A 22,504-nucleotide genomic window follows, 5' to 3' on the forward strand; every position below is an offset into this window, starting at 1 on the left:
GAGTAAACATGAGCTTGATTTTTGAAGTGGTCGACAACGTCGCGACAATTACCTTGAACAGGCCGGAGGCGATGAACTCTATCGATCCCGAGCTGCGCGCCGAGCTGAAAAGTGCATGGCGACGTATTCATGAAGATGATTCTATTCGCGTGGCCATTATCACCGGAGCGGGACAAAAGGCGTTCTGTGCCGGTGCCGATCTTAAGAAAACCATGCCGCCGAAGGAAACGTTCGCGGAACTGACCTTTGGCCGGGCGGAGTCTGATCACCTGCTGGTGGGGCTTACAACGGATAAACCCCTGATTTGCGCAGTGAATGGATACGCTATGGGCGGCGGTATGGAGATAGCGCTGGCTTGCGATATTCGAATAGCGTCCGAAACAGCACAGTTTGCTTTATCCGAGGTCAGGATCGGGAGCCTTCCGGGTGCGGGCGGCACGCAACGTCTTCCTCGCGCCATCGGCGCCTCGAATGCCATGTTGCTTTTGTTGACGGGTGATCGCATCGATGCCGCGGAAGCACTGAGGATGGGACTGGTCAGTAAGGTCGTTGCGGCCGATGACTTGTTGCCGGCCGCCCTGGAAGTTGCGAATCGTATTGCCCGGAATGCGCCCTTGTCAGTACGGGCGACGAAGCGCTTGGTATATCAGGGCCTGGATATTCCCCTGCAGGCGGGGATGGATGCAGAGCGTTATGCCTTTGGACTGCTCCGGGACACTGAGGACCGCCTTGAAGGGCGTTTGGCTTTTCAGGAGAAAAGGCCTCCCGTTTATAAGGGTCGGTAAACCTTACATCATTACGTCATAGGTGAATAGCGGGCCGGATTGGTCTGCTTTCCCCGGATAAACCAAGGACAGTCATGGATTTTGAATTACCCGAAAGCACGCGCATGGTGCGCGAGACGGTTGCGCGTTTTGTCAGCAATGAATTAATACCGCATGAACAGTTGATTATTCGTCGTGAGGCGGAACGCGGCTTTAAGGACGACCCGCTGATTCCCGCCGAGCTCGATGCAGAACTGCAAAAGAAAGCGCGCGATATTGGTTTATGGGGTATCGATGTGCCGGAGGAGTTTGGCGGCCAGGACTTTGGCATGCTTGCCAAGTGTGTCGTTATTGAAGAGCTCAAGCACAGTATTGTGCCGTTCATTCTTCCTCCTGAAAGTCCAAATTTGTTTATGCTTAAAGAGCTTTGCAAGGGCGACCAGGTTGATCGCTACCTGCTGCCCTATTCACGCGGTGAAAAGAAAAGCTGCTTGGCGCTGACTGAGCCTGGAGCCGGATCTGATGCGGCGGCGATCAAAATGAAAGCGGAGCGTAAAAATGGGAAGTGGGTACTGAACGGCTCGAAAATCTGGATCAGTAATGCGCGCCGTGCCGATTTCATGATCGTGATGGCCGTTACAGATCCGAGTAAAGGATCTCGCGAAGGGATCACAGCTTTCCTGGTTGATAAGGGAACGCCGGGCCTGAGCGTACCCACCTCCTATCCCATGATCGGCGAATATCATCCCTATGAGGTGTTCTTCGACAACGTTGAGCTGGATGACAATCAAGTCCTCGGCGAAGTGGGCAATGGCTTTGCACCGATGTCGCAGCGTTTGGGTGTGCGCCGCCTTGAAATAGGGGCTCGTTGTCTCGGTCTGGCCACTCGCTGTATTGAAATGATGATTGAACAGGCAAATTCCCGGTCTACTTTCGGCTCCTTGCTGGCCGACAGGCAGACCATACAGTGGTGGATCGCCGACAGCTATCAGGAACTTGAAATGGTTCGCATGCTGGTTTATCGCTTGGCGTGGAAGCTGGATAGCGGTATCACAGATGTGCGCCGTGACGGTTCCATGGTCAAGGTGCAGGCCACAGAAATGATCGGTCGTGTGGTCGATCGCGCGATTCAACTTTTCGGTGGCATGGGCGTTTCCAAAGAGCTGCCACTGGAATACATCTCTCGTATGGTTCGGGTGCTGCGTATTGTTGAGGGCCCCAGCGAAGTGCATCGCTGGGTAATCGCCCGCGACTTGCTCCGTAACGGAATGCCGCAGCCCTGATTTGCCGACGGCTTCAACGCTAACAGGAAAAGAGGGAGAAAGGATGGATCGATTTACGTCAGTAGCTTATCCCGTTCGTGTCCATGCGGGCAAGGACGCATTGAACCTGCTCCCGGCGGAACTGGACCGCGTTGAGGCATGTCGCGCTTTTGTGATTTGCGGCCGAAGCGTGGCTGAAAAAACCGATCTGATTGATCGCATCCGCGCACTATTGGGTCATCGCTTCGCCGGCCTCTATTCCAGAATAGGGAAAGACGCACCGCTGAGTGATGTCCAGGAGGCCGTCGAGGCAGCTCGGGATTGCCAAGCCGATATTCTGATCGCCGTGGGGGCGGGAAGCGTCATAAAGGCAACTCGTGTCGTCGCGATTTTGCTTGCCGAATCCGACGCGGTCGACCGGCTGGTTACCCATTACCCCGCGGAGGGAAGTGCCGTCAGCCCGCGTCTGCATGCCCCCAAGCTGCCAATAGTCAATATCCTGACTGCTGGAACGTCAGCGCAGAACCGGGCAGGTTCCGCCTTGAAAAATCAGCACGGATCATACCGGCTCGAGTTCTTTGATCCCAAAACACGTCCACTGTCCGTTTTCTGGGACGCGGATGCCTTGTTGACGGCACCGCCGTCGCTGGCCTTGTCCACGGGTGTAGCCGTTTACTGGCGGGCACTGATGAATATGGGAGCCGTCGAACACGCCAATCCATTGGTGCAGGGCAGTCGAAAACAGGCCTTTTTCCTGGCGCGCAGGGCAATTGACTCGCTGACTGATACTGCCGACTCTCAAGCTCGAATCGATATATGTGCGGCGGCCCTTTTACAGAATCGCGATGAAGATGACGGCGGACGACCTTTTGACGTCCATTGGATCGCAAAAGTCGTATACGCCCTGGCGGCGGCCACATTCAATCTGGTTGAAGACGTTGATCAGGGATCGGCGAGCGCCATACTTACTGGACCCACGGTGCGTCGCTTCGGACATATGTGTCCCCAGGCCATAGCCGAAATGGGCAAGGCCCTTCATGTCTGGCCAGAAGATCGGGGTGATCAGTCTGGCGCTCCGCAGGTGGTCGGCGAGGCGGTTGATCGCGAGTTTGGCGGCATGGGCATTCCAGGCCGTTTACGCGACCTGGGCGTTCGAAATGAGCAGATCGCAGAAATTGTCACGCTCTCGCTTCGAAACTTCAATGCGGATCGGGAGCGTCGTTTGGCAAATCACCGTGATTTGCTCAGCGCCGTTATGCATGACGCTTGGTAACGATGAGCGACGTACTGAGCGTCGGCATCAGGCCTGCGGCGTCGGCTGTTGAACAGTAGGAGTGCATATGTCAAAACCGGCAGCATTGGATTTCGTGTTGATGCGCGGAGGAACCAGTAAAGGCGTTTTCCTGCGCGCTGACGAAGTGCCGCAGGACCGCCAGCAATTGACGAATTGTCTGCTGGATATTTTTGGATCCCCGGATGCGCGCCAAATCGATGGCTTGGGCGGTGCTGAAAAACTGACCAGCAAAGCCGCCATCATCGGACGGCCGATTTTGCCGGACACCGATGTGACCTATCTGTTTGCCCAGGTCGGTATCCAGGCAGCCGAAGTAGACTTCAATCTCAACTGCGGCAATTTGACTGCGGCCGTCGGAATGTATGCAATCCAGCAGGGGTATGTGCACGCCCGGGACGGCGTCACCCGAGTTCGGATCCATAATCTCAATACCGACAAGATCCTGTTTGCGGATGTGCCGGTGCGCGACGGCGAACCATTGGTGGAAGGGAACTTGGCCATCGGGGGTGTGCCAGGAACAGGGGCGCCTATTGCACTGGATTTCAGTCGCGCCGCGGGGGCGATTACCGGCCAGCTTTTGCCCCTGGGATCGCCGACAGTCCTATTGAACGTGCCTGGGTACGGCCAAATCGAGGTCTCGGTGGTCGATTGCGCCAATCTGGTCGTATTTGTGTCTGCTGATACGCTCGATATGGAAGGTATCGAAACGCCTGCGCAGATTGACGGCAATGCTGCCCTTGTCGCCAAGGTGGACGCCATTCGCCGCACAGTCGCACACAGCGTCGGGTTGGGCGACTACTGGAATTCACGTAGGGTGCCGTCCACACCAATGTGTGTGATCGTGCAAAGGCCGCTTACTTATCAGTCATATACGACCGGCGAAGTCATCAAGGACGTATCGGTCGACTTGCTGTGCCGCCAATACTCGACGGGGGCCACCAGCAAGGCGATGGCGGCAACCGTGACATCATGCACTGGCGTGGCCTGCCGCATCCCGGGTACGGTCGCTGCCCGCTATCTTGCTGCGACGGTCGCTGCGGACATGCCGATTCGTATCGGTCATCCTAGCGGAATCATTCATGTTGAGTCGGCGGTCGGTGCCAATGCATCCGCTGCGTACAGCGTCACTACTGCCACGATATGGCGTACCGCTCGCCGAATAGCAGAGGGGCGGGTTTTTATGAAGAAAGGAGCCGACCATTTATGAGCACTTGTCACAGCGATGAGCAGGCGATGAGGTCGATCAGTTACCGGATCGCCGATTTCCTTCTTGGATTTGATGAACGGGCGCTTGCCGCGGCCCATTTCAACCAGACCGCCAGGGCCGTTATCGACACTGTATCGGTTGCATATGCGGGCCGCCGCGAGCCAGCCGCGATCACCATGCTGGACTATCTTGGTGGGCGTCGTGCCGTGCACGAAACGGTTGCATGGGGAACGCGAGAAAGATTGCCCCTCGAAGAGGCCGCCCTGTACAACGGAACGGCCGGCCATGTCCTGGATTTTGACGACGTGACATCGCCAATGCGTGGTCATCCAAGCATTGCCTTGTTGCCGGCGCTGCTTGCTTTGTCCGACGCTTACGATAAAACTGGGGCTCAACTGACGGCTGCCTTTGTTGCCGGATTCGAGGTGATGATCAAACTGGCCAAATCCATGGTTGGCGATCATTACGCAAAGGGATGGCATTCAACAGCGTCGGTTGGAACATTGGGTGCGACGGCAGCGTGCGCACATTTGTTGAACTTGGATCGCAAGCAGATCGCCAACGCATTGGGCCTTGCTGTTGCGCAATCAGGTGGTACACGGGCTAATTTTGGCACCATGGCAAAGTCGTTTCAGGCGGGCAATTGCGGCGCGGCGGCCGTGCGTTCGGTGCTGCTTGCTCAAAAAGGCTTCGACAGTTCCCCGATGGCGGTCAACGGTTCCTATGGTTACATGAGCCTCTATGCGAACGGCGAGGACCTGCATGCCCAAATGGATACCCTTGGTTCCGGCTCTCTCGAAATTATCGATAGCGGTCTTGAAATCAAGAAGTATCCATTGTGCTACGCCACACATCGCACCATCGATGGTGTTCTGGATCTCAAGTCCGAACATGGTCTCGCTCTTGAGCAGATCGATCACGTCGATGTGACGTGCAACCACCGCGCGATGGTGCCTTTGATACACCCACGTCCGCAAACGGGGCTTGAAGCGAAGTTCAGTATGCATTATGCCGTCGCGGCGGCGATCCATGATGGCTACGTAAAGTTGGTCAGCTTTACTGATGAGGCGGTACGGCGTCCGTCCATACAGCAGTTCTTCGAAAAGGTTCATGCCAGGGAAGATAACGGGGCCGCCAGCCCTCGGTGGAATCGGATTATGATTTCGACAAAATCGGGCCAAACGCTGGAAAAAATGGTGACACAGCTACGTGGCGGACCTGATTCGCCTTTGACCGAATCCGAGCTGCTGGAAAAGGCTGCCGACTGTTTCGTTCACGGCGGCTGCCAGGCATCGCCGGAAACATTTTTCGATACAGCGTTTGCGATGCAGCGCATTCGGGTCCGCGACATATTGTCAGCATGTCCAGCGGCATCTTGTTGATTGGCGTATGAGTCCTCATCCGCGCTCAAGGATCGATATGAAACGCATTAAAGTTGTAGTGGGTTTTCGACTTGAACCGACCTACGTGGAAAGCCTGCAACAGGCCTTTCCCGATGTGACGTTTGCTTTTTCCAGAAGCAGGGCGGATGTGATGGCCATGCTTGATGATGCAGAGGTCTTCTTCGGGTGGCCGACCGACATGATTATTCAGGCTGGTACGTCGCTGCTCTGGATGCATCTGCTAGGAGCCGGTGCCGACGGCTTTGATGCCGGGCCCGTGCGACAGCGTGGCATTGTGGTGACCAACAGCAGGGGTGTTGCCGCTCCCAACATTGCCGAACATGTGTTGGCGCTGATGTTCGGCTTTGCACGTGCGCTACCTGTGTTGGCACGTGCCCAGCGCAATCAGGTCTGGACCAAAAGTCAGGAGTTACGGCTGTTTGAGTTGCGGGGCCAGACCCTGGGCATTGTCGGGCTAGGCGCCATCGGACAAGCGCTAGCTGAGAAAGGGGTTGCCTTGGGCATGCGGGTGATGGGTGTGCGGCGCAATCCAAGTCCTGTCCCGGGAGTGGATATCGTATATGGCAGTGATGAGCTTTCTACACTTGCTGCCCAGGTCGATCATCTTGTTGCCTGTCTTCCTGGTACGGAGGCCTCCGAAGCATTGATCGGTGAGCCGGTGTTTTCAGTAATGAAGACCGGCAGCTATTTTTATAATGTCGGGCGCGGCAGCACGGTGTCGACCGACGCCTTATTGCATGCACTGGATCATGGCCCCTTGGCTGGAGCCGGCCTGGACGTGGTTGATCAGGAACCTTTGCCTTCGAATCACCCTTTATGGACCCACCCCAATGTGGTATTGACCAGCCACACAGCCGGTAATACAGAACAATACTGGAAGCGGGGCATTGTGCTGTTCGAAGAAAACCTGAGGCGCTATATGCAAGCTGATGCATTGGTGAATCAAGTCGATCTTTCAAAGGGCTATTAGCGGCATTTGCTGATCGCTCTTCCTTGCTAACGGGATCAATACATTCGTACGGCTACCACTATTTCTGGCTATCGGTTTTGCCATATCTCATTATATGGACTAGTTGTCTATTGTTTATGGGACATTGCTGTAGTTATGTCAGCTAAAATCATAATGCTATGAGTTCATTGGTTCATATATTGAACTATCAGCTTACGAAGCAAAGTTATTAAGCGCTCGCGCGCGTCCTTTGGCATTGAGCTGCAGGGACGCATTATCGAAGAGCTCGCACACCGTTTATGCGGTGTAAACCTATCGACGGGGAATGTGGCAGTGGAAAATAGATCAGAAAAGGTCGATACCAGCACATCGAATATTTCGGCCGTGGTCGGCATCGGTCATACGGATTGGGTCGAAGATTACAAAAGGGTGCGTAACGGCGAAAAGCCTTACGACTCATACGGCTATGCAACGTTGGCATTTAATCGTGCATTGCAAGACGCTGGTATTTCACGTGACGAAGTTGACGGCTTGATTGTCGGTCCGACGACCGCCTACGAGCGGATGGGAGAGATTCTTAACATTGATCCCAGGTGGGGTGGGCAGGCAGACGCCGTGCAATCGGTATTCCAGGCTGTTTTGGCCATCAAGTCCGGAATGGCAGAGGTCGTGGCCCTCGTATATGGAAACGATCAACGTTCAGCTGCCGTCCAATACGGCGGGCCGGAGGCTATGGGGGGTGGTTCGTTCTTGTCATACGTCTATCACAGCCCGTGGGGATTGACGTCGCAAGGTGCGCTCTATGCCTTGATGTTTCAGCGCTATAAAGAATTATGTGGTGTGACAGACAGGGATCTGGGACAGGTTGCCGTTGGGCAGCGTCAATGGGCAAACCTGAATCCGAATGCCCTGATGCAAAACAAGTCCTTGACGATCGACGAATACCTTGCGAGCAACTACATCGCCGCGCCGCTACGCATGAATGACTACTGTCTGATTAATGACGGTGGTGTCGCGCTTATTATCATGTCGGCAGAACGCGCAAAGCGTTGTAAACAGCAGCCGGTCTATATCAACGGTTTGGGGCGTTCCGATCTTAATCATCATGCCACCAGTCTTGGGCCGAGGTTGATCGATTTTTATCGACCGGCGCAATTGAACGCGGCCGAACAAGTGTATGCAGCTGCCGGCGTCGGACCCAAGGATATCAATGCACTGCTCGTATATGACAGCTTCAGCCCGCATATATTCTTCGTACTCGAGGGCTTTGGATATTGTGGGCAGGGCGCTGCGGCAGAGTTCATTGCCGAGAAAGGAATTGGCGTGGGCGGCGGACTTCCGATCAATACGCACGGTGGGCACTTGTCTGAATCCTACATGCAGGGGTGGAGCCATCAGATAGAGGCGGTGCGTCAATTGCGCGGCGGCCTGGGCGCCAGGCAAGTGGCAAATTGCCGACATGTGCAATATGTGTCGGATGTCGCCGGCAAGGCCATGTCCATAATTTATGGTGTTTAAGGGGAATCAGCATTATGAGCAAGTCGCCGCGTTATTACTCCATGTATGACAAACCCATGTGGGACAGCATCGCCGAAGGCCGGATGAAACTCCAGCGTTGTCCGGAATCGGGTGTTTTTCGCTATCCGCCGGGGCCGGCATGCCCGGTATCGCTGAGCATGGAGTACGAGTGGGCGCCTATTTCAGGTCGCGCAAAAATCATTTCGTGGACTGTGTTTCATCGTCAGTATCTGCCCGCCTATCCCGCGCCGCATCTGGTTGTGGCTGTTCAGCTTGAAGAAGGGCCGATCATGGTCAGTTACATGGATCATGAAAACGTGGACAAGGTCGCACTCGATGCACCGGTGAATATGGTGTATACCGATCATCCGGACGGCTATCGAGTAAACAAATTTGTGCTTGCATAATTCCCGCATATTAGGAATATGCCCGGCGTATTCTGCGCAGGCGAGATGCTGGATTGGGAGGCCCCGACCGGCGGCTATTTATTGACGGCTTGCTTTGCGAGCGGCCGAATGGCGGGGCGGGGCGTGTTGCGGTGGTTGGGGCTGTAGAGCGTTTCTATTGGCATATCGGCAGCTCCGCCACGCAGGCACGACCATACGTTCACCGCGGCTGAGCGTGTTTCCACTCCCAGTTTCTCGAAAATATGTTCCAGGTGCTTGTTTACCGTGCGCGGGCTTCGATCCAGGATGTCTCCAATGTCGCGGTTGGTTTTGCCCTTGGCCAGCCAGGAAAGCACCTCTATCTCACGCGGCGTCAGCGCGGCGCTGGCGAGGCGGTCCGGCAGCATATCCAGGCTATTCTTTGATTCAATCAGCAGCATGGTTTCGTTTACGCCTGCGGCACCCATATTGCGCACCACCAAGCTTCTGGCCGTGGGCTGATCGGTGATGCTTATTGTCACCGTGCCCGGTTCTTTAGACCACCATGCGCTCGGTATCGTGGTCGACTCCGGCTCAATGCCGTAGTGCATGAGTAGTTCAATCGCGTAGGACGACTTCCATGAAACGATCCCTTCATCGTTGATCATGATCACGCCAAGTCCGTAGGCATTGATCGCAACCTGAGCGGACTGGAAAGCCCGTGCATTGCCAAGATGTGTGTGCAGGCGTGCAAGGACCTCTGAAGCGTCTACCGGCTTCACTACATAATCCACACCTCCACAAGCAAAGCCTTCGAGTACATGTGCTGTCTCGGAAAGTCCGGTCATGAAGATTACAGGAAGATGTCGCGTGGCGGGGTCAGCCTTGATTCGGCGGCAGGTGTCGAATCCCGATATGCCAGGCATCATCGCATCCAATAGAATGGCATCCGGCATAACTCGCGCGAGTCGTTGCAACGCCGTATATCCATCACACGCGACGAGGACTATATAGCCTGCCGCTTCCAGCGTTTCATACAGCGCGCCCAGGCTGGCTGGCACATCGTCGACAACAAGCACTATCAGGCGACCTTCTGGATTGTCAGGAAGAGGATAGGTCATGCTCATTCTCCATTAAGGCGTGCTCCAGCGCGTTAAGCTCGAATCGATCGAGGAGCTCTTTGGCGTTCTGGCAGGATTCGGAAAGCTCAGGGTCCGTGGCGGCAATATGTTCAATCGCGCTGCAAAGGCCCCTTATGTGCCCCATGCGCGTCAGTTGTAGCAGCTCGGCCAACGTATCTTTGTGAAACGTAAGCTTCATCATCTGCGCATTGGAGGCTTGGCTCTGCGCAAAGGGATGTGCGTAGATCCATTCCAGTCCCAGTTGCTTTTGCAAGGTCTGCATCAGCTCGGATTCCATGACTGGCTTGGCAATGATCCCTTGGCATCCCAGTTGACGGCATTTTTCGTCAGCATTCCCGAATACGCTTGCCGAGACAAAAATGATAGGTGTCGTTACCCGATTGATGGTGCGCAGATGTCTTGCCGTTTCCCAGCCGTCGAGTCCGTCCATGCTGATGTCCAGAAGGATGGCATCTACAGATAGCGTTTTCATGACCTCAATGCATTCTTGACCGCTGGCGGCTTCGAGAACATCAAAACCCAGGTGAGTCAGCATGTCGGTGAGCATATGTCGTTGCACGGCCTGGTCGTCGACCACGAGCAGTCTGCGCCGGACTCCAGCGTGTCCCGTGACATCGCGATGCGGCGCCTGTTCGCCGGCTTCCACTTTGATGACAGGTAATCGGACGATGAACGAGCTGCCAATGCCTGGAGAGCTCTTGAGGGTTAAAGTACCGTCCATTAGCTGAACGAGTTTTTCAGTGATGGTAAGTCCCAGGCCGGCGCCCGGTTCGCCTCGTAAGCGCCCGACGGCGCCGCGCTCGAAAGGAAGGAAGATCCGCAGCTTATCCTGCTCTGCGACGCCAATGCCAGTGTCGGCGACCTCCAACAATACCGAGCCTGTACTGCACTCCACGTGAAGCTTCACCCATCCTGCATCGGTGAAACGTATTGCGTTGGTGAGCAGATTGATCAAGATTTGTCGTAGCCGTTTGCTATCGACCTTCACGTAAGGCGGCATTTCTCCGCTACGGGTGTGAAGCAGCAAGAGGCCTTTAGCTTCTGCTTGGGGACGTACCATCAGCAGCAGTTCGTCGAGGAATTCGCCGAGCGAAACAGCCGCCATCTCAAGCCGTACCCGATCCGCCTCGATACGTGCCAGGTCCAGTAGCTCGTCCACCAGTCCGAGCAAGTGTTCGCCGCTGTGCTGGATTGTATGCATGGCGGCGCGCGCCGCGGGTTGCAGATGCTCGCTCCTGAGCAGGATTTGCGAGTAACCCAAGATACTGTTGAGCGGTGTGCGCAATTCATGAGATATGCCTGCGACATAGCGCGTCTTGGCCTGGTTCGCGGACTCAGCGGCTTCCTTGGCTTTTTGCAATGCCGCATCCGTGCGTTCGTGCGCTTGTATTTCGCGCAAGAGAAGCTCGTTCTGACGATTCAGATCGTCCTGAGCCAGGCGTCGGCCTTCGCTGCCCAGCACGATAAGCCAGCTTGATACCGCGACGATAATGAGCAATACCGCCGACAGTTTGATGAAAATTCCGCCAGTTAGCTCGCGTGCTCCGAGCGTTGTCGCAATGGTCAGCTGATGAGCATAAAGAAGGCCCAGAGCCACGGCTCCGAGCGTGCATAGGGAAAGCATGACCACTATGTAACGGCTGACCCTGTGGCTGGCCATATGGGTTAGTGAGGCAGGCAGTATCCTGGATAACAATTGCTGTGCCTGTTCTGCAGTTCGCGATCGCTTTTTACAGTGATCGTTACAGCGCGATTCGAGCGTGCAGCATAGCGAGCAAATCGTTGATTCGTAAGCAGGACAGTGCGCCATATCTTCCGACTCAAAACTGTTTTCGCAAACCGAACATGCAATCATACGTCCCGGCTCACCGGCGGCCATTGGTTCTCGTGCCAGATAGTAGCGGCCCCCAGTCAGCCATGCCAGCAAAGGCGAGAGCAGAAAGGATACGACCATGGTGATGAACGGTGAAAATGCGGCGAGCTCCGTTCCGAACAACCCTGAAAAAGCGGCAATGCCGGCCGTTGCGGCCATAATCATCGTCCCCAGTCCTACGGGATTGATGTCATATAGATGTGCGCGTTTGAATTCGATGCCTCTTGGGCTTAGACCGAGGGGCTTGTTTATCATCAGGTCCGCCACCAGGGTACTGACCCAGGCGACGGCAACATTGCTGTAGAAGCCCAGTACATTTTCCAGCGCCTCGAACACCCCAAGGCTCATTAGCAGCAAGGCCAGCAAACAATTGAAGACCAGCCAGACGACTCTTCCGGGATGGCTATGAGTTAAGCGCGCGAAAAAATTCGACCAGGCCAGGGAGCCCGCATAGGCGTTGACCAGATTTATCTTGACTTGGGAAACAAGAATAAAGATCAGGGTTATGCCGAGAATCCATCCTGGATCGCTGAACGCAAACGAAAAGCCCAGGAGATACATCTGCGTCGGTTCCAGCGCGTCGGTTGCGGGCGCGCCCGACGCGAGCACCAGGTGTGCCAGGAAGGCGCCTCCCAGCATTTTCAGGGCCCCTGGTACGATCCATCCCGGTCCCGCCAATATAACGGCCGTCCACCATTTTCTCCGGGTGGCCGTAGTCCGTTCGGGAAGGAATCGCAGAAAGTCGACTTGCTCTCCAATTTGCGCAACGAGAGAAAAGGCGGCCGTGGCCGCTAGTCCAAACATGACCGGATCGAACTGACTGCTTTTTGAAGTTGAACCGACAAACTGCGTAAATGCCGAATAGGCTTCTGGCTGTTTCCACAGAATGGCGGCATAGGGAGTTATCAGCAAGGCCACCCATAAGGGCTGGCTCCAGACCTGCAGGCGGGAAATCAGGGTGACCCCGCGCGCAACGAACGGCACGATAACCAGCGCACAAATGACGTACCAGACACCCAATGGCCAGGGGATCCACATTTGCAAGGCTACGGCCATAATAGCCGCCTCGAGCGCATAGAAAATGATCGTGAAGCTTGCATAAACCAGCGAACTGATCGTAGAGCCCATGTATCCGAAGCCGGCGCCACGTGTCAGCAGGTCCATGTCTATGTTGTAGTGCGCGGAGTAGTAACTGATAGGAAGACCCGTCAGGAACGTAATAAGAGCCACGACCAGAATGGCCCAGAGCGCGTTGGAAAAACCATAACTCAATGCCATGGCTGCGCCTATCGCCTCGAGTGCGAGGAAGGACGCAGCACCGATCGCCGTGTTGCCGACACGCCATTCGGACCATTTGCGAAAGCTCCGCGGCGTATAACGCAACGCATAATCTTCTATTGATTCATTGGCGACCCATCGGTTGTATTCGCGTCGAATACGGAAGATTTTCTGTGGAGTCATTGGCTGCGCATTGAATATGAGCTTATTCTATCGGCCGCTTGCAGATGCATATTGACACTCTTGAAGAGTGTCAAATCCGCAAAGCCAAATTACCCGAATTGAAATTTTTGCGCAAGGCGATTTACCCTTGGCGTATCCCTCGCGGTCAGTGTGTTTGTACGTTAATTAACGTATTGGAGTTAAAGGGCCGCGCCTACATGATTCCCCTCAGGAAGCTCGGCATCCGGCCAGCTTGCAGCGGTACAAACCTTGGCCGGCCAGTGAACGTTGGAAGCTCCGAGTTCCATCCATATAAACGTAGATTCGAGAGGAAATCACGATGGCCGAAACTCTGATAAAAGTCGATTTAGACCAATCGCCCTATGAAAACGAGAACATCCACAATCGCTGGCATCCCGACATTCCAATGGCAACATGGGTCAAGCCGGGCGACGACTTCATTCTTGAAACATATGACTGGACCGGCGGATACATCAAGAACAACGATAGTGCCGATGATGTCCGCGATATCGATCTCACGATCGTTCACTTTCTTACGGGGCCTGTGGGCGTGCGCGGCGCCGAGCCAGGTGACTTGCTGGTCGTCGAGCTCCTCGATATAGGCGCTAAGTCGGACTCAATGTGGGGCTTCAATGGGTTCTTCTCGAAGAAGAACGGCGGCGGATTTTTGACAGATCATTTCCCGGAGGCGCAAAAGTCTATTTGGGACTTCAAGGGGATGTTCACCTCGTCGCGCCATATCCCCGGCGTCAGCTTCGCGGGCCTGATTCATCCCGGTCTGATAGGGTGCTTGCCGGATCCCAAGATGCTGGCGGACTGGAACGAACGCGAGGTCGGGCTTATCGCGACAGAGCCGAATCGCGTACCTCCATTGGCCAACGCGCCATTCGAGAAGACGGCCCACATGGGCAAGTTGACCGGGGCGCAGAGGGACAAAGCAGCTGCGGAAGGGGCACGCACCGTTCCTCCGCGGGAACATGGTGGCAACTGCGATATCAAAGACCTGTCACGAGGATCAAAGATCTATTTTCCAGTTTATGTCGATGGGGCGGGTTTGTCGGTGGGCGACTTGCACTTCAGCCAGGGTGACGGCGAGATTACCTTTTGCGGCGCCATTGAAATGGCGGGCTGGGTTCACATGAGGGTGTCGGTGATCAAGGGCGGCATGGCCGCATACGGTATCAAGAATCCCATTTTCAAACCCAGTCCGATCACGCCGCACTATAACGACTACCTCATCTTTGAAGGAATTTCTGTCGATGAACAAGGCAAGCAGCACTACCTTGATGTGAACGTGGCCTATCGACAGGCTTGCTTGAATGCCATTGAATATATGACCAAGTTCGGCTATAGCCGGGCCCAGGCGTATTCAATTCTTGGAACGGCTCCGGTCCAGGGGCATATCAGCGGCGTTGTCGATATTCCCAACTCATGCGCAACGTTGTGGTTGCCAACACAGATATTTGATTTTGATATCAATCCCGGATCCGCAGGTCCCGTGGTGCAGAAGTTCGAAAGCGCGGACATGCCTCTTTCACCCGATCTTTAACAGAGGACGACCATGCCCACATACGATTACGTTTGCAACAAGTGCGGTCCCTTCGAAGCGTTTAGCAGTATTGCTGCGCGTGATGCCGTTGTGGGCTGCCCGTTTTGCGCTTCTCCGTCATTGCGGCTTCTTCTTAATGCGCCCCGGCTGGCGATTATGAAAGGAGGGAGACGTCATGCCATGGCGGTCAACGAGAAAGCATCGCACGAGCCGGTAAATTCCAAGGCCTACACCAGTAAGCCGCACCCTTTCGGGTGTGGGTGCTGCGCTTCGGCCACGGTCAAGTCGGCCTCGGGCAGTACCGGCGAGACACGGTCCTTTCCTGATAAACGGCCCTGGATGATCAGTCACTAAAGCCCATCTAAGGGCGGTGCTTTTAAGCATGCCGGCGAGGCTGATCCTTTCTCGCCGGTATGAGGACGGCTATACCGTCCCGATAAAACCGACCTTGGTTCCAATACAAGAAACAAAGGAGTTGCCATGCTCTTGGGTCTTGCTCTTCTCTATGTGGGTGCCGTGCTCAGTCTCAACGGACTGTGGTTGCTTAATCATATTGGTGACAAGGAAATATGGGTCATCAACGTTTTTTCAGGAGGGGTCACCTTACTGGTCGCACTGCAACTTGCCTTTGGAGCGGGTGCCGACGCTGGTTCAATCAAGGCAGCAGCGCTTACGCTATTGTTCTCATTCACATATCTGTGGGTGGCCTTCAACCGGTTCAACGGTGCAGACGGTCGCGGCCTGGGTTGGTTCAGTCTTTTTGTCGCAATCACGATTACTCCTGTTTCCATTGCTACCCTGCAAAACTCCACCACGGCCTGGGACATTTGGCTGGGCTTGAACTGGGCGGCCTGGGCATTGCTATGGTTTTTGTTTTTCCTGCTGCTTGCAATGCAAAAACCCATTGCAAGGATGACCGGAGTACTGGCCATTCTTCAGGGCATCCTCACGGGCTGGCTACCAGGATACCTCTTGCTTGATGGGATTTTGGGCTAGGCTGGACGAACCTATTCAGCGCCTAGCCTGCATCTTCCTGCGCCGCCTCGCCAGATACGCGCGATCATCCACCGTTGAAAAAATCAAGGCGAACACAATGCCAAGCGCCGCGCCCACGATTGTGTCCAACACACGCTCGACCGGCATGTTGGAGGCGGCCACGGGGGCGGCAAGGTGGGTCATCAGCAGGGCCATGGGCGTGATGGTAATTTGCCCCAAGGCATAGTTGTATCCGATGATCACTTCAGTAATGAACTGGAAAAGCACAATGGCCGCCGCCACGGCCCAGAAGCCTGGGTCCTGCGCCAGGATGGCCCACACGATGCAGGCGCCCAACACTGTTCCGGCCATGCGTTGTAGAGAGCGGTTCATGGTTACATGCAAGTGTGTGCCCTGCATCACGGCCGTGGCGCCTATGGCGGCCCAAGCCGGATAATGCCAGCCCGCCGCATGAGAAATCCCCGCCACGATGGCCGCGCCCAGGGTGATTCTTCCGGCGACAACCAACTGGTGTGACATCGGCGGTGGCTTCAAGGCCGGCGGGGCCGAGCCTGCCGCTTCTCGTGATCGCAAGCGATCCGTCAATGCGCAAATAGTGAAAGCGAGCAGCGCTCCCAAGCCGGTCGCCACAGTACGTTCGACCACCGTCTGCCACGCGTCGACCGGACCCATTACCGCACCGGCGGCGAACACAAAAATAACTGCCCCGGGGCCACCCAGGCCCCATGTCGACACCGCTATGGTGAAAGCGCCGGCACTCAACGCCAGGACCACCACCATTGCCGCCGGAGCGGCGCCCGCCAAGGAAACCAATGAAGGGATAAAGACGCCTGCGGTCAATAGGGCGCCACAAATGAATACGATTTTCCTGCGTCGTTGCAGCGATGCGTAGCGTCCAAATAGAGCGGCAAGCGCGCCCAGGGCGGGAAAGCCGACCAGTTGCGGCCATGGCGACACGTGCGTAAGGGCTAGGGCGATGAGTATGGCCAGTGCGGCCTGGAAACCGGCAACACAGGCGTTGCGCAGCGGTGGTGGTGTCGCCACGATCATGCTTTCCTGCAACTGTGAGCGGGTCAGCAAATGGCGCGCTGAACCTCTGCGTGTAGCACGTAACCGTACACCGACGGCTTTTCGGCCCTCCGCGGGAGTGGGCAGCGTGTGGGTGGCGGCGTTCTTCTTGGACGGCATTGGGGAAGTGGCAGTGCTTGGAGTTTATATGGTACTCCTGGTCAACACGACCGAGCGAACAGGCATGGGCGGTATGTTCTAGTAGTTGAATAGAACTGCTTTATCAGAGCCAACCGAGTGACTGCCACGAGTGTTGGTAGTGATTTGGGTGTAAAGTGCCGCTCGACCGTTCCAAACATTCGATTTATTTACCGCCCACTGATGGCGACTTGGCCGTACATGACTGATCCAGCAGACAAGAAAGAAAGCTTATTAAGTAACAGGCCCGCATTAGCCTTACCTGAAGTAGCGGCGTTTTCATTAGAGACGCAGCCAGGCCGCCCGCAGCGTCGGGTTTACTATTTTAATGCGGACAAGCATTTCTACCATGAAAGCAAAGTCATGCGCGTATTGAGTACCGTAAGAGTCGCATGGTTCTCGAATCGCCCGGCGCCGTCCGGCTTGCTGGGGCTACGCGGTGGTTCACAAGCCTTCGGCGGCATCTCCCAGGTCGAGATACCCCTCGCGCTGCACGGCTATCCGGCCTATCTTATCATTGACGAATTTATGCCGTCCGAAAGTACGCTGTGCGACCTTTTCAGTGCAATCTTGAAGGATGTCGGCGTGGCGATCAATCAGCGCCTGCAGCCGTTCATGGATCCGATTTTGAGCACGATATGGGGACGCCTGGGCGCGGGCATCGAGCTTGAAGCGGCGGTCAAGGGCCTGGATTTTTCAGTTCCAGTCCAGGCTCGCCGCCCAGGCCAAGGGTTTTATTAGCGCTTTAGTCGTGCCGGTACGTTAAGCGTCCGTGATCCGCAATGCATCAATCACCAGCGATACCGCAGGCTCGCCCGTATGCTGCGCTGGTAGCCATACCAGCACCATTCTTCCGAGTAACATGAAGCGACGTATTCCTTGTCGAACAGATTGTTGACGTTCAGCGCTACGGACATGCCCTTCAGCGATGCGCTGGCGCGCCCGAGATCGTAGTCGATGGCGGCGTCCACCAATGTGGCGGCCGGTACTTTGAAGGCATCGTTTGTGCCCCCAGAGCTGCTGCCAAGATAGCGTGCTCCTGCAGCCATTCCCAGTCCGGCAAGCGGGCCACTCTGCAACTGATAACGTGCCCACACGGATGCCTGGTGTTTCGGAATGCCATAAGGCGTAGTGCCTTCCAGGCTGGGGCGGGTTGCTGTGGCATTGTCCTTGGTGTATTCGTTGGCGATATATGAATAGTTGGCGATCACGCTCAATCCGCGAGCCAATTCGCTGCGAGCCTCCAGTTCCAGGCCCTGTGTGCGTAATTCCCCGGTCTGTTCCTGGCAGCGTGAACCCACGCAGCCGGGTATGGTGGTCAGCATGTTCTTGCGACGGGTGTCGAAGGCAGCCATGGAATAGAGGGCGTTGGTGCCCGGCGGTTGGTACTTCACGCCGATTTCACATTGTTCTCCCTCGAGCGGATCGAAGGGCTTGTTGTTGGCATCGGTGCCGGATTGCGGTTCGAATGATTCGGCATAGCTTATGTACGGCGCTATGCCGTTATCGAAGTTATAGATGACGCCAACACGGCCTGTAAACGCCTCGGCGCGTGTTGCGCTCGAGGTGGCGGCCGATGATGTCAGGTTGGTGCCGTTGGTAACCGTGCGGGACCAGTCGTAGCGTCCGCCAAGCAGCACCGAACGGCGGTCGATCTTGATTTGATCCTGTAAATACACTCCGGTCTGGTATTGACGCTGATTCGTGTCGCTGATCCAGTTCAGTTGTCCGATATTCTGATGGTAATTGGGATTGAACACATCCAGGGGCAGGGTGGCATCGAAGCTGCTGGCAAGCGTATCGGAGTCCAGATGCGCAAAATCCACACCCGCGACAACTGTATGCTCCAGCGCTCCGGAGACGAATTTCCCCTGCAGGTGATTGTCGATCACATAGGTGTCCATCGACACATCGGTGCCGCCTTTGCTGCGCGTCAGTAGCCGATAATTGCTGCCCGGGACGTATCCGTTGGAGTAGACCGACCGGTAGACGCCTTCGGCATGCAAATAGCGCGCATTCGAGCGCACCGTAAAGGCATCGTTGAACCGGTGCTCGAAATCGTAGCCTATGGAATGATTGCGCCGGTCGCTGGTCTCGAAGCCGGCGTCGCCATCGTAGAAGTCGGGTGGGAGCCTGTAGCCGTCTGGTGCGTCGACCAGCGTGCGTACCCTGGGCAATGAGCCGTAGGAGCCCATGTCTGGATCACGCTGCAAGTTGGCAAGAAGCGTCAAGCGGGTGTCGCTGGATGGCTGCCAGGTGAACGACGGTGAAATAAAATAGCGACGTTCTTCGGTCTCGTTGAGCTGGCCGTCGGACATATAACCAGACCCTGTCAGCCGATACAGGAACTGGCCTGACTCGTCTACGGGTCCGGAGAAATCGAAATTGGCGCGTCGGTAGTCGAAGTTGCCGACTTGCAGTTCTACCTCGTTGCGCGCATCCGACGTTGGCCGCTTGCTGATCTGGTTGACTACACCGCCGGGCCCGCCCTGGCCAAACATGACCGAAGACGGTCCCTTAAGTACATCAACCTGCTGCAGACGGTAGGCGTCGACTTGCGGCAGGGCGTCGCGCGAGCCGAATACGCGCAAGCCATCAAGCAGTGTGGTGGCGGAAAATCCCCGTACAGTGAATTGATCAAGGCGCGACGCGGTGGCGCCGCGTGTTTCCGGTGCAATTCCGGAGGTGTAGCGCAACACTTGATTGAGTGTTTGCGCGCCTTGCTCGCGCATCTGGTCTTCCGTGATCACCGATATCGATTGGGGTACTTCGATCAGTGGCGTGTCCGTCTTGGTGGCGGTCGACGTTTGTTCCGCAACGTATCCGATGGCCTCTCCGCTGGACCCGACCACCGTTACCGGCGCAAGCTGTGTCGCCTCGGTGGCTTCCTGCGCGAAAACGGACGGTGCCATCCCCATCGCGAATATGATGACCGCCAAAGCCGCAGGCCGGTTGGATTGGTTGAACGACGTCGACATCTGGTGCTTCTCCCTGGCATTTATAGTGCGGGCATAATAATTCAGGAATAAGAATGATTATCATTAACGATCCTATTTAATTTGAAAGCATATGTTTCGACGACGAGCCATAGCGGGGAGCGCTGCAGTTCTTGCAATTTTCGAAGTTCACTAACTATAATGAGAATCCTTCTCATTCATACCGCCTCGCGGTAACAGTGAACCCGATCGGGTCAACTTCGACTCTTATGTACATCAAATCATTGCTCTGACATGCATACCCTTGTTCGATTGACCCATTCAGCAGGCCCTTTGGCCTCTCGTATCGTCGCAGCGCTAGTTGGTGGCTACGCACTTGCTGCACTGGCCAGCGTCGCCGCCGTGGCCTTGCCTATCTCACGCAGCGAAGCCGTACTTACCGGCATGCTGGCCAGCTTTGCGGTCTACGCGAGTGCTGTTGTGTGGGTGTTTGCCGTCAGGTCGGCCTGGCGAGCCTGGGGCGGCTTGCTCGTGGCGGCTTTGCCGCTTGCGATTGCCGCAAGCTCGGTGTGGATGCAATAAAACCCATGCAAACTAATACCTCCACCGAGGCCGCCGCCGGAGCTTCGGCGCGCAAAGTTGCCAAGGCGCCCGGCATCCGCCAGACCATGTCGGATTTGCACATCTGGACGGGGCTGCTTGCCGGCTGGTTGCTCTATGCCATGTTCCTCACTGGTACCGCCAGCTACTTTCGCGATGAAATTTCGCAGTGGATGCGGCCGGACGTCCCGGCCCAGTTGCAACTGGCCGATGCGGCCGACTTGGCGCCACGATTGATTGCAACCATGCAGACGCTGGCACCGACCAGTACGCAGTGGGGCATCCGTCTGCCCGACGCACGCAACAACACGGCCAGTGCATTTTGGCGCGATGATAAGCGCTTCAAAAGGGCGACGCTGGATCCAGCTACTGCGCAGGCGATCGGCGTGCGTGAATCCATCGGCGGCGAATTTTTCTATCGTTTCCATTTCCAGTTGCATTACCTTCCTGTCCTGTGGGGCCGGTGGCTTGCGGGACTTTGCGGCATGTTCATGCTGGTCGCCATCGTCAGCGGCGTCATCACGCATAAGAAAATTTTCATCGACTTCTTTACGTTCCGGGGAGGAAAGGGCCAGCGTTCCTGGCTCGATGCGCATAATGCGCTGTCGGTGCTGGGTTTGCCGTTTCACCTCATGATCACCTATACCGGATTGATCACACTGATGTTGATGTACATGCCGTGGGGCAGTGATGCCGCGTTCAAAGAAGCCTCGCAGCGCCAGGCTATGCAAACCGAGCTCAGCGCGTTTGTGCGCCCCGGCCAGCCGAGCGGACAGAAGGCTGCGCTCGCGCCGGTTGGCGGGATGGTCGAACAGGCGCAGGCACGATGGGGCCGTAATGGCGTCGGCAGCGTTAACGTCAATAACCCCGGCGATGCGTCGGCGCGCGTGATTGTCGTGCGGGCCGACGATGCGCGCGTCTCGACCAGCCCGCAGTTCATGATGTTCGACGGCGCCACTGGGCAGTTGCTGCAGACCAAAGACCGTGTCGGTGCGGCGGCTGAAACACGTGGCGTCATGTACGCATTGCACTTGGGTCGCTTTTCCGATTACCCCTTGCGTTGGCTGTATTTCCTGGTAAGCCTCGCGGGTACGGCCATGGTTGGCACAGGGTTGGTAATGTGGACGGTGAAACGGCGCGCCAGGTTGCCGGATCCGGCGCGACCTTACTTCGGATTCCGCCTGGTTGAAAGGCTTAACATCGCGGCCATCGCAGGGCTGTCTGTGGCGATGGCTGCATTCTTCTGGGGTAACCGGCTGCTGCCGGCCGCAATGGCCGATCGCAAGGTGTGGGAGGTCGATCTGCTCTTCATCGTCTGGGGGGCTACCTTGACCTATGCGCTGGCACGCCCGGCAAAGCGGGCCTGGATAGAACTGCTTTGGTTGGCCGCCGCGCTGCTGGTCTTGTTGCCGCTGGTCAATGGTCTCACTACCGATCGCAATCTCATGCACAGCATCGCCACCGGTGATTGGCTGTTCGCAGGATTCGACCTGACGCTGCTGGCGTTCGGAGGGTTGCATGCCTTGTTGGCCATGCGTGTGAAGCGCCATAAGGCCGCAGTGCGGCCGGTCGCGCGCAAGTCCAGGCGTGCGCCTGGAACTGCTGCTTCGGGCGCCTCCCTGGATCTTGCGCCGTCAGTCACCGCCACGGGGCCCCTCTGATGACTTATCTGGGCATGCTGTTGCTATCAGTGCTGGCCTTTGCTTGCCTTGCGTTGGCCATGGAACGCCATCAGGAAGACATGTTTGGACGCCTGTTGAGTTCGCGCGTTACGAAGCTGCTGCGCACTGCGGGATGGGTCCTGCTCTGCGGTTCGTTGGCCGTCGCGCTGCGCCAGCCCTTATGGTCTATGGGTCTTGTGGCATGGTTCGGTTGCCTCACCGCGGGCGCCGGCGTGGTGTTCATCGTCTTGATGCTAAGGGACCGGCCCAGGGCAGGTCATAGGCTACGAGGGTGATAAAACCGTGTTTTGGCGCTTC

At 56.2% G+C, this 22,504-nt stretch carries 19 protein-coding genes; 15 read left to right on the top strand and 4 right to left on the bottom strand.

Annotated elements, in window-relative coordinates; all coding sequences use genetic code 11:
• The first annotated feature begins 8 nt into the window (after positions 1-8).
• The 8 genes from CR159_RS13745 to CR159_RS13780 all read left to right on the top strand — a co-directional run bounded on the left by CR159_RS13745 (position 9) and on the right by CR159_RS13780 (position 8,804).
• Positions 9-785 carry an enoyl-CoA hydratase/isomerase family protein gene (locus CR159_RS13745; protein ID WP_102074523.1) on the top strand — a complete coding sequence of 259 codons (777 nt, stop codon included), beginning with the start codon at positions 9-11 and terminating at the stop codon, positions 783-785.
• Positions 786-859: 74 nt separating this feature from the next.
• Complete coding sequence (locus CR159_RS13750; protein WP_102074524.1) at positions 860-2,047, top strand: acyl-CoA dehydrogenase family protein; 1,188 nt, start codon at positions 860-862, stop codon at positions 2,045-2,047.
• Positions 2,048-2,090: 43 nt separating this feature from the next.
• A complete protein-coding gene (locus tag CR159_RS13755) occupies positions 2,091-3,299 on the top strand; it encodes an iron-containing alcohol dehydrogenase (protein WP_102074525.1) in 1,209 nt (402 codons plus the stop codon).
• A gap of 67 nt (positions 3,300-3,366) precedes the next feature.
• Positions 3,367-4,527, top strand: coding sequence for a PrpF domain-containing protein (locus tag CR159_RS13760; protein WP_102074573.1), 1,161 nt, complete (start codon positions 3,367-3,369; stop codon positions 4,525-4,527).
• Positions 4,524-5,909 carry an MmgE/PrpD family protein gene (locus CR159_RS13765; RefSeq protein WP_158238546.1) on the top strand — a complete coding sequence of 462 codons (1,386 nt, stop codon included), beginning with the start codon at positions 4,524-4,526 and terminating at the stop codon, positions 5,907-5,909. Before CR159_RS13760 ends, CR159_RS13765 begins: the two co-directional genes overlap by 4 nt.
• A 37-nt stretch (positions 5,910-5,946) precedes the next feature.
• Positions 5,947-6,900: a D-2-hydroxyacid dehydrogenase gene (locus tag CR159_RS13770; RefSeq protein WP_158238547.1), complete on the top strand. Its 954-nt coding sequence runs from the start codon at positions 5,947-5,949 to the stop codon at positions 6,898-6,900.
• Positions 6,901-7,212: 312 nt separating this feature from the next.
• Positions 7,213-8,397: a thiolase family protein gene (locus CR159_RS13775; RefSeq protein WP_102074528.1), complete on the top strand. Its 1,185-nt coding sequence runs from the start codon at positions 7,213-7,215 to the stop codon at positions 8,395-8,397.
• Positions 8,398-8,411: 14 nt separating this feature from the next.
• Positions 8,412-8,804: a Zn-ribbon domain-containing OB-fold protein gene (locus CR159_RS13780; protein WP_102074529.1), complete on the top strand. Its 393-nt coding sequence runs from the start codon at positions 8,412-8,414 to the stop codon at positions 8,802-8,804.
• Positions 8,805-8,878: 74 nt separating this feature from the next.
• Here CR159_RS13780 and CR159_RS13790 read toward each other — a convergent pair whose 3' ends face one another.
• Positions 8,879-9,889, bottom strand: coding sequence for a response regulator (locus tag CR159_RS13790; protein WP_102074530.1), 1,011 nt, complete (start codon positions 9,887-9,889; stop codon positions 8,879-8,881).
• Positions 9,864-13,238: an ATP-binding protein gene (locus CR159_RS13795; RefSeq protein ID WP_102074531.1), complete on the bottom strand. Its 3,375-nt coding sequence runs from the start codon at positions 13,236-13,238 to the stop codon at positions 9,864-9,866. Before CR159_RS13795 ends, CR159_RS13790 begins: the two co-directional genes overlap by 26 nt.
• A 319-nt stretch (positions 13,239-13,557) precedes the next feature.
• Here CR159_RS13795 and fmdA point away from each other — a divergent pair, with 319 nt between their 5' ends.
• From fmdA to CR159_RS13810, 3 genes are all read left to right on the top strand, one after another.
• On the top strand, positions 13,558-14,787 hold the full coding sequence (fmdA, locus tag CR159_RS13800) for a formamidase (protein ID WP_102074532.1): 1,230 nt from the start codon (positions 13,558-13,560) through the stop codon (positions 14,785-14,787).
• 12 nt (positions 14,788-14,799) lie between these two features.
• A complete protein-coding gene (locus tag CR159_RS13805; protein WP_102074533.1) occupies positions 14,800-15,141 on the top strand; it encodes an FmdB family zinc ribbon protein in 342 nt (113 codons plus the stop codon).
• Between the two features lie 126 nt (positions 15,142-15,267).
• Positions 15,268-15,783, top strand: coding sequence for an AmiS/UreI family transporter (locus tag CR159_RS13810; protein ID WP_102074534.1), 516 nt, complete (start codon positions 15,268-15,270; stop codon positions 15,781-15,783).
• Between the two features lie 15 nt (positions 15,784-15,798).
• Here CR159_RS13810 and CR159_RS13815 read toward each other — a convergent pair whose 3' ends face one another.
• Positions 15,799-16,833: an FUSC family protein gene (locus CR159_RS13815; RefSeq protein WP_233208324.1), complete on the bottom strand. Its 1,035-nt coding sequence runs from the start codon at positions 16,831-16,833 to the stop codon at positions 15,799-15,801.
• Between the two features lie 519 nt (positions 16,834-17,352).
• Between CR159_RS13815 and CR159_RS13820 the strand changes: the two genes are divergently transcribed.
• Entirely contained in the window at positions 17,353-17,730 is a 378-nt protein-coding gene (locus tag CR159_RS13820) for a hypothetical protein (RefSeq protein WP_143705465.1), read from the top strand.
• Positions 17,731-17,780: 50 nt separating this feature from the next.
• Here CR159_RS13820 and CR159_RS13825 read toward each other — a convergent pair whose 3' ends face one another.
• Positions 17,781-19,907, bottom strand: a complete 2,127-nt coding sequence (locus CR159_RS13825) for a TonB-dependent siderophore receptor (RefSeq protein ID WP_233208325.1) — start codon at positions 19,905-19,907, stop codon at positions 17,781-17,783.
• Positions 19,908-20,219: 312 nt separating this feature from the next.
• Between CR159_RS13825 and CR159_RS13830 the strand changes: the two genes are divergently transcribed.
• Genes CR159_RS13830 through CR159_RS13840 form a run of 3 tightly spaced genes read left to right on the top strand, consistent with a single transcriptional unit; the run spans position 20,220 to position 22,482 of the window.
• Positions 20,220-20,507, top strand: coding sequence for a DUF3649 domain-containing protein (locus CR159_RS13830; RefSeq protein ID WP_102074538.1), 288 nt, complete (start codon positions 20,220-20,222; stop codon positions 20,505-20,507).
• Positions 20,508-20,512: 5 nt separating this feature from the next.
• The gene (locus tag CR159_RS13835; protein WP_102074539.1) at positions 20,513-22,186 is read left to right on the top strand and encodes a PepSY-associated TM helix domain-containing protein; all 1,674 of its coding nucleotides are present in this window, start codon (positions 20,513-20,515) and stop codon (positions 22,184-22,186) included.
• Positions 22,186-22,482, top strand: a complete 297-nt coding sequence (locus CR159_RS13840) for a DUF3325 domain-containing protein (RefSeq protein ID WP_102074540.1) — start codon at positions 22,186-22,188, stop codon at positions 22,480-22,482. Before CR159_RS13835 ends, CR159_RS13840 begins: the two co-directional genes overlap by 1 nt.
• Positions 22,483-22,504: the final 22 nt, after the last annotated feature.

This window comes from Pollutimonas subterranea (genome assembly GCF_002849655.1).
Classification (GTDB): Bacteria; Pseudomonadota; Gammaproteobacteria; order Burkholderiales; family Burkholderiaceae_B; genus Pollutimonas; species Pollutimonas subterranea.

Excerpts from the sequence above, each read along its gene's own strand:
- CR159_RS13745 (WP_102074523.1), top strand. The coding sequence starts at position 9 with ATGAGCTTGATTTTTGAAGTGGTCGACAACGTCGCGACAATTACCTTG.
- CR159_RS13750 (WP_102074524.1), top strand. The coding sequence starts at position 860 with ATGGATTTTGAATTACCCGAAAGCACGCGCATGGTGCGCGAGACGGTT.
- CR159_RS13755 (WP_102074525.1), top strand. The coding sequence starts at position 2,091 with ATGGATCGATTTACGTCAGTAGCTTATCCCGTTCGTGTCCATGCGGGC.
- CR159_RS13760 (WP_102074573.1), top strand. The coding sequence starts at position 3,367 with ATGTCAAAACCGGCAGCATTGGATTTCGTGTTGATGCGCGGAGGAACC.
- CR159_RS13765 (WP_158238546.1), top strand. The coding sequence starts at position 4,524 with ATGAGCACTTGTCACAGCGATGAGCAGGCGATGAGGTCGATCAGTTAC.
- CR159_RS13770 (WP_158238547.1), top strand. The coding sequence starts at position 5,947 with ATGAAACGCATTAAAGTTGTAGTGGGTTTTCGACTTGAACCGACCTAC.
- CR159_RS13780 (WP_102074529.1), top strand. The coding sequence starts at position 8,412 with ATGAGCAAGTCGCCGCGTTATTACTCCATGTATGACAAACCCATGTGG.
- CR159_RS13790 (WP_102074530.1), bottom strand. The coding sequence starts at position 9,889 with ATGAGCATGACCTATCCTCTTCCTGACAATCCAGAAGGTCGCCTGATA.
- CR159_RS13795 (WP_102074531.1), bottom strand. The coding sequence starts at position 13,238 with ATGACTCCACAGAAAATCTTCCGTATTCGACGCGAATACAACCGATGG.
- fmdA (WP_102074532.1), top strand. The coding sequence starts at position 13,558 with ATGGCCGAAACTCTGATAAAAGTCGATTTAGACCAATCGCCCTATGAA.
- CR159_RS13805 (WP_102074533.1), top strand. The coding sequence starts at position 14,800 with ATGCCCACATACGATTACGTTTGCAACAAGTGCGGTCCCTTCGAAGCG.
- CR159_RS13810 (WP_102074534.1), top strand. The coding sequence starts at position 15,268 with ATGCTCTTGGGTCTTGCTCTTCTCTATGTGGGTGCCGTGCTCAGTCTC.
- CR159_RS13815 (WP_233208324.1), bottom strand. The coding sequence starts at position 16,833 with ATGATCGTGGCGACACCACCACCGCTGCGCAACGCCTGTGTTGCCGGT.
- CR159_RS13820 (WP_143705465.1), top strand. The coding sequence starts at position 17,353 with ATGCGCGTATTGAGTACCGTAAGAGTCGCATGGTTCTCGAATCGCCCG.
- CR159_RS13825 (WP_233208325.1), bottom strand. The coding sequence starts at position 19,907 with ATGGGGATGGCACCGTCCGTTTTCGCGCAGGAAGCCACCGAGGCGACA.
- CR159_RS13830 (WP_102074538.1), top strand. The coding sequence starts at position 20,220 with ATGCATACCCTTGTTCGATTGACCCATTCAGCAGGCCCTTTGGCCTCT.
- CR159_RS13835 (WP_102074539.1), top strand. The coding sequence starts at position 20,513 with ATGCAAACTAATACCTCCACCGAGGCCGCCGCCGGAGCTTCGGCGCGC.
- CR159_RS13840 (WP_102074540.1), top strand. The coding sequence starts at position 22,186 with ATGACTTATCTGGGCATGCTGTTGCTATCAGTGCTGGCCTTTGCTTGC.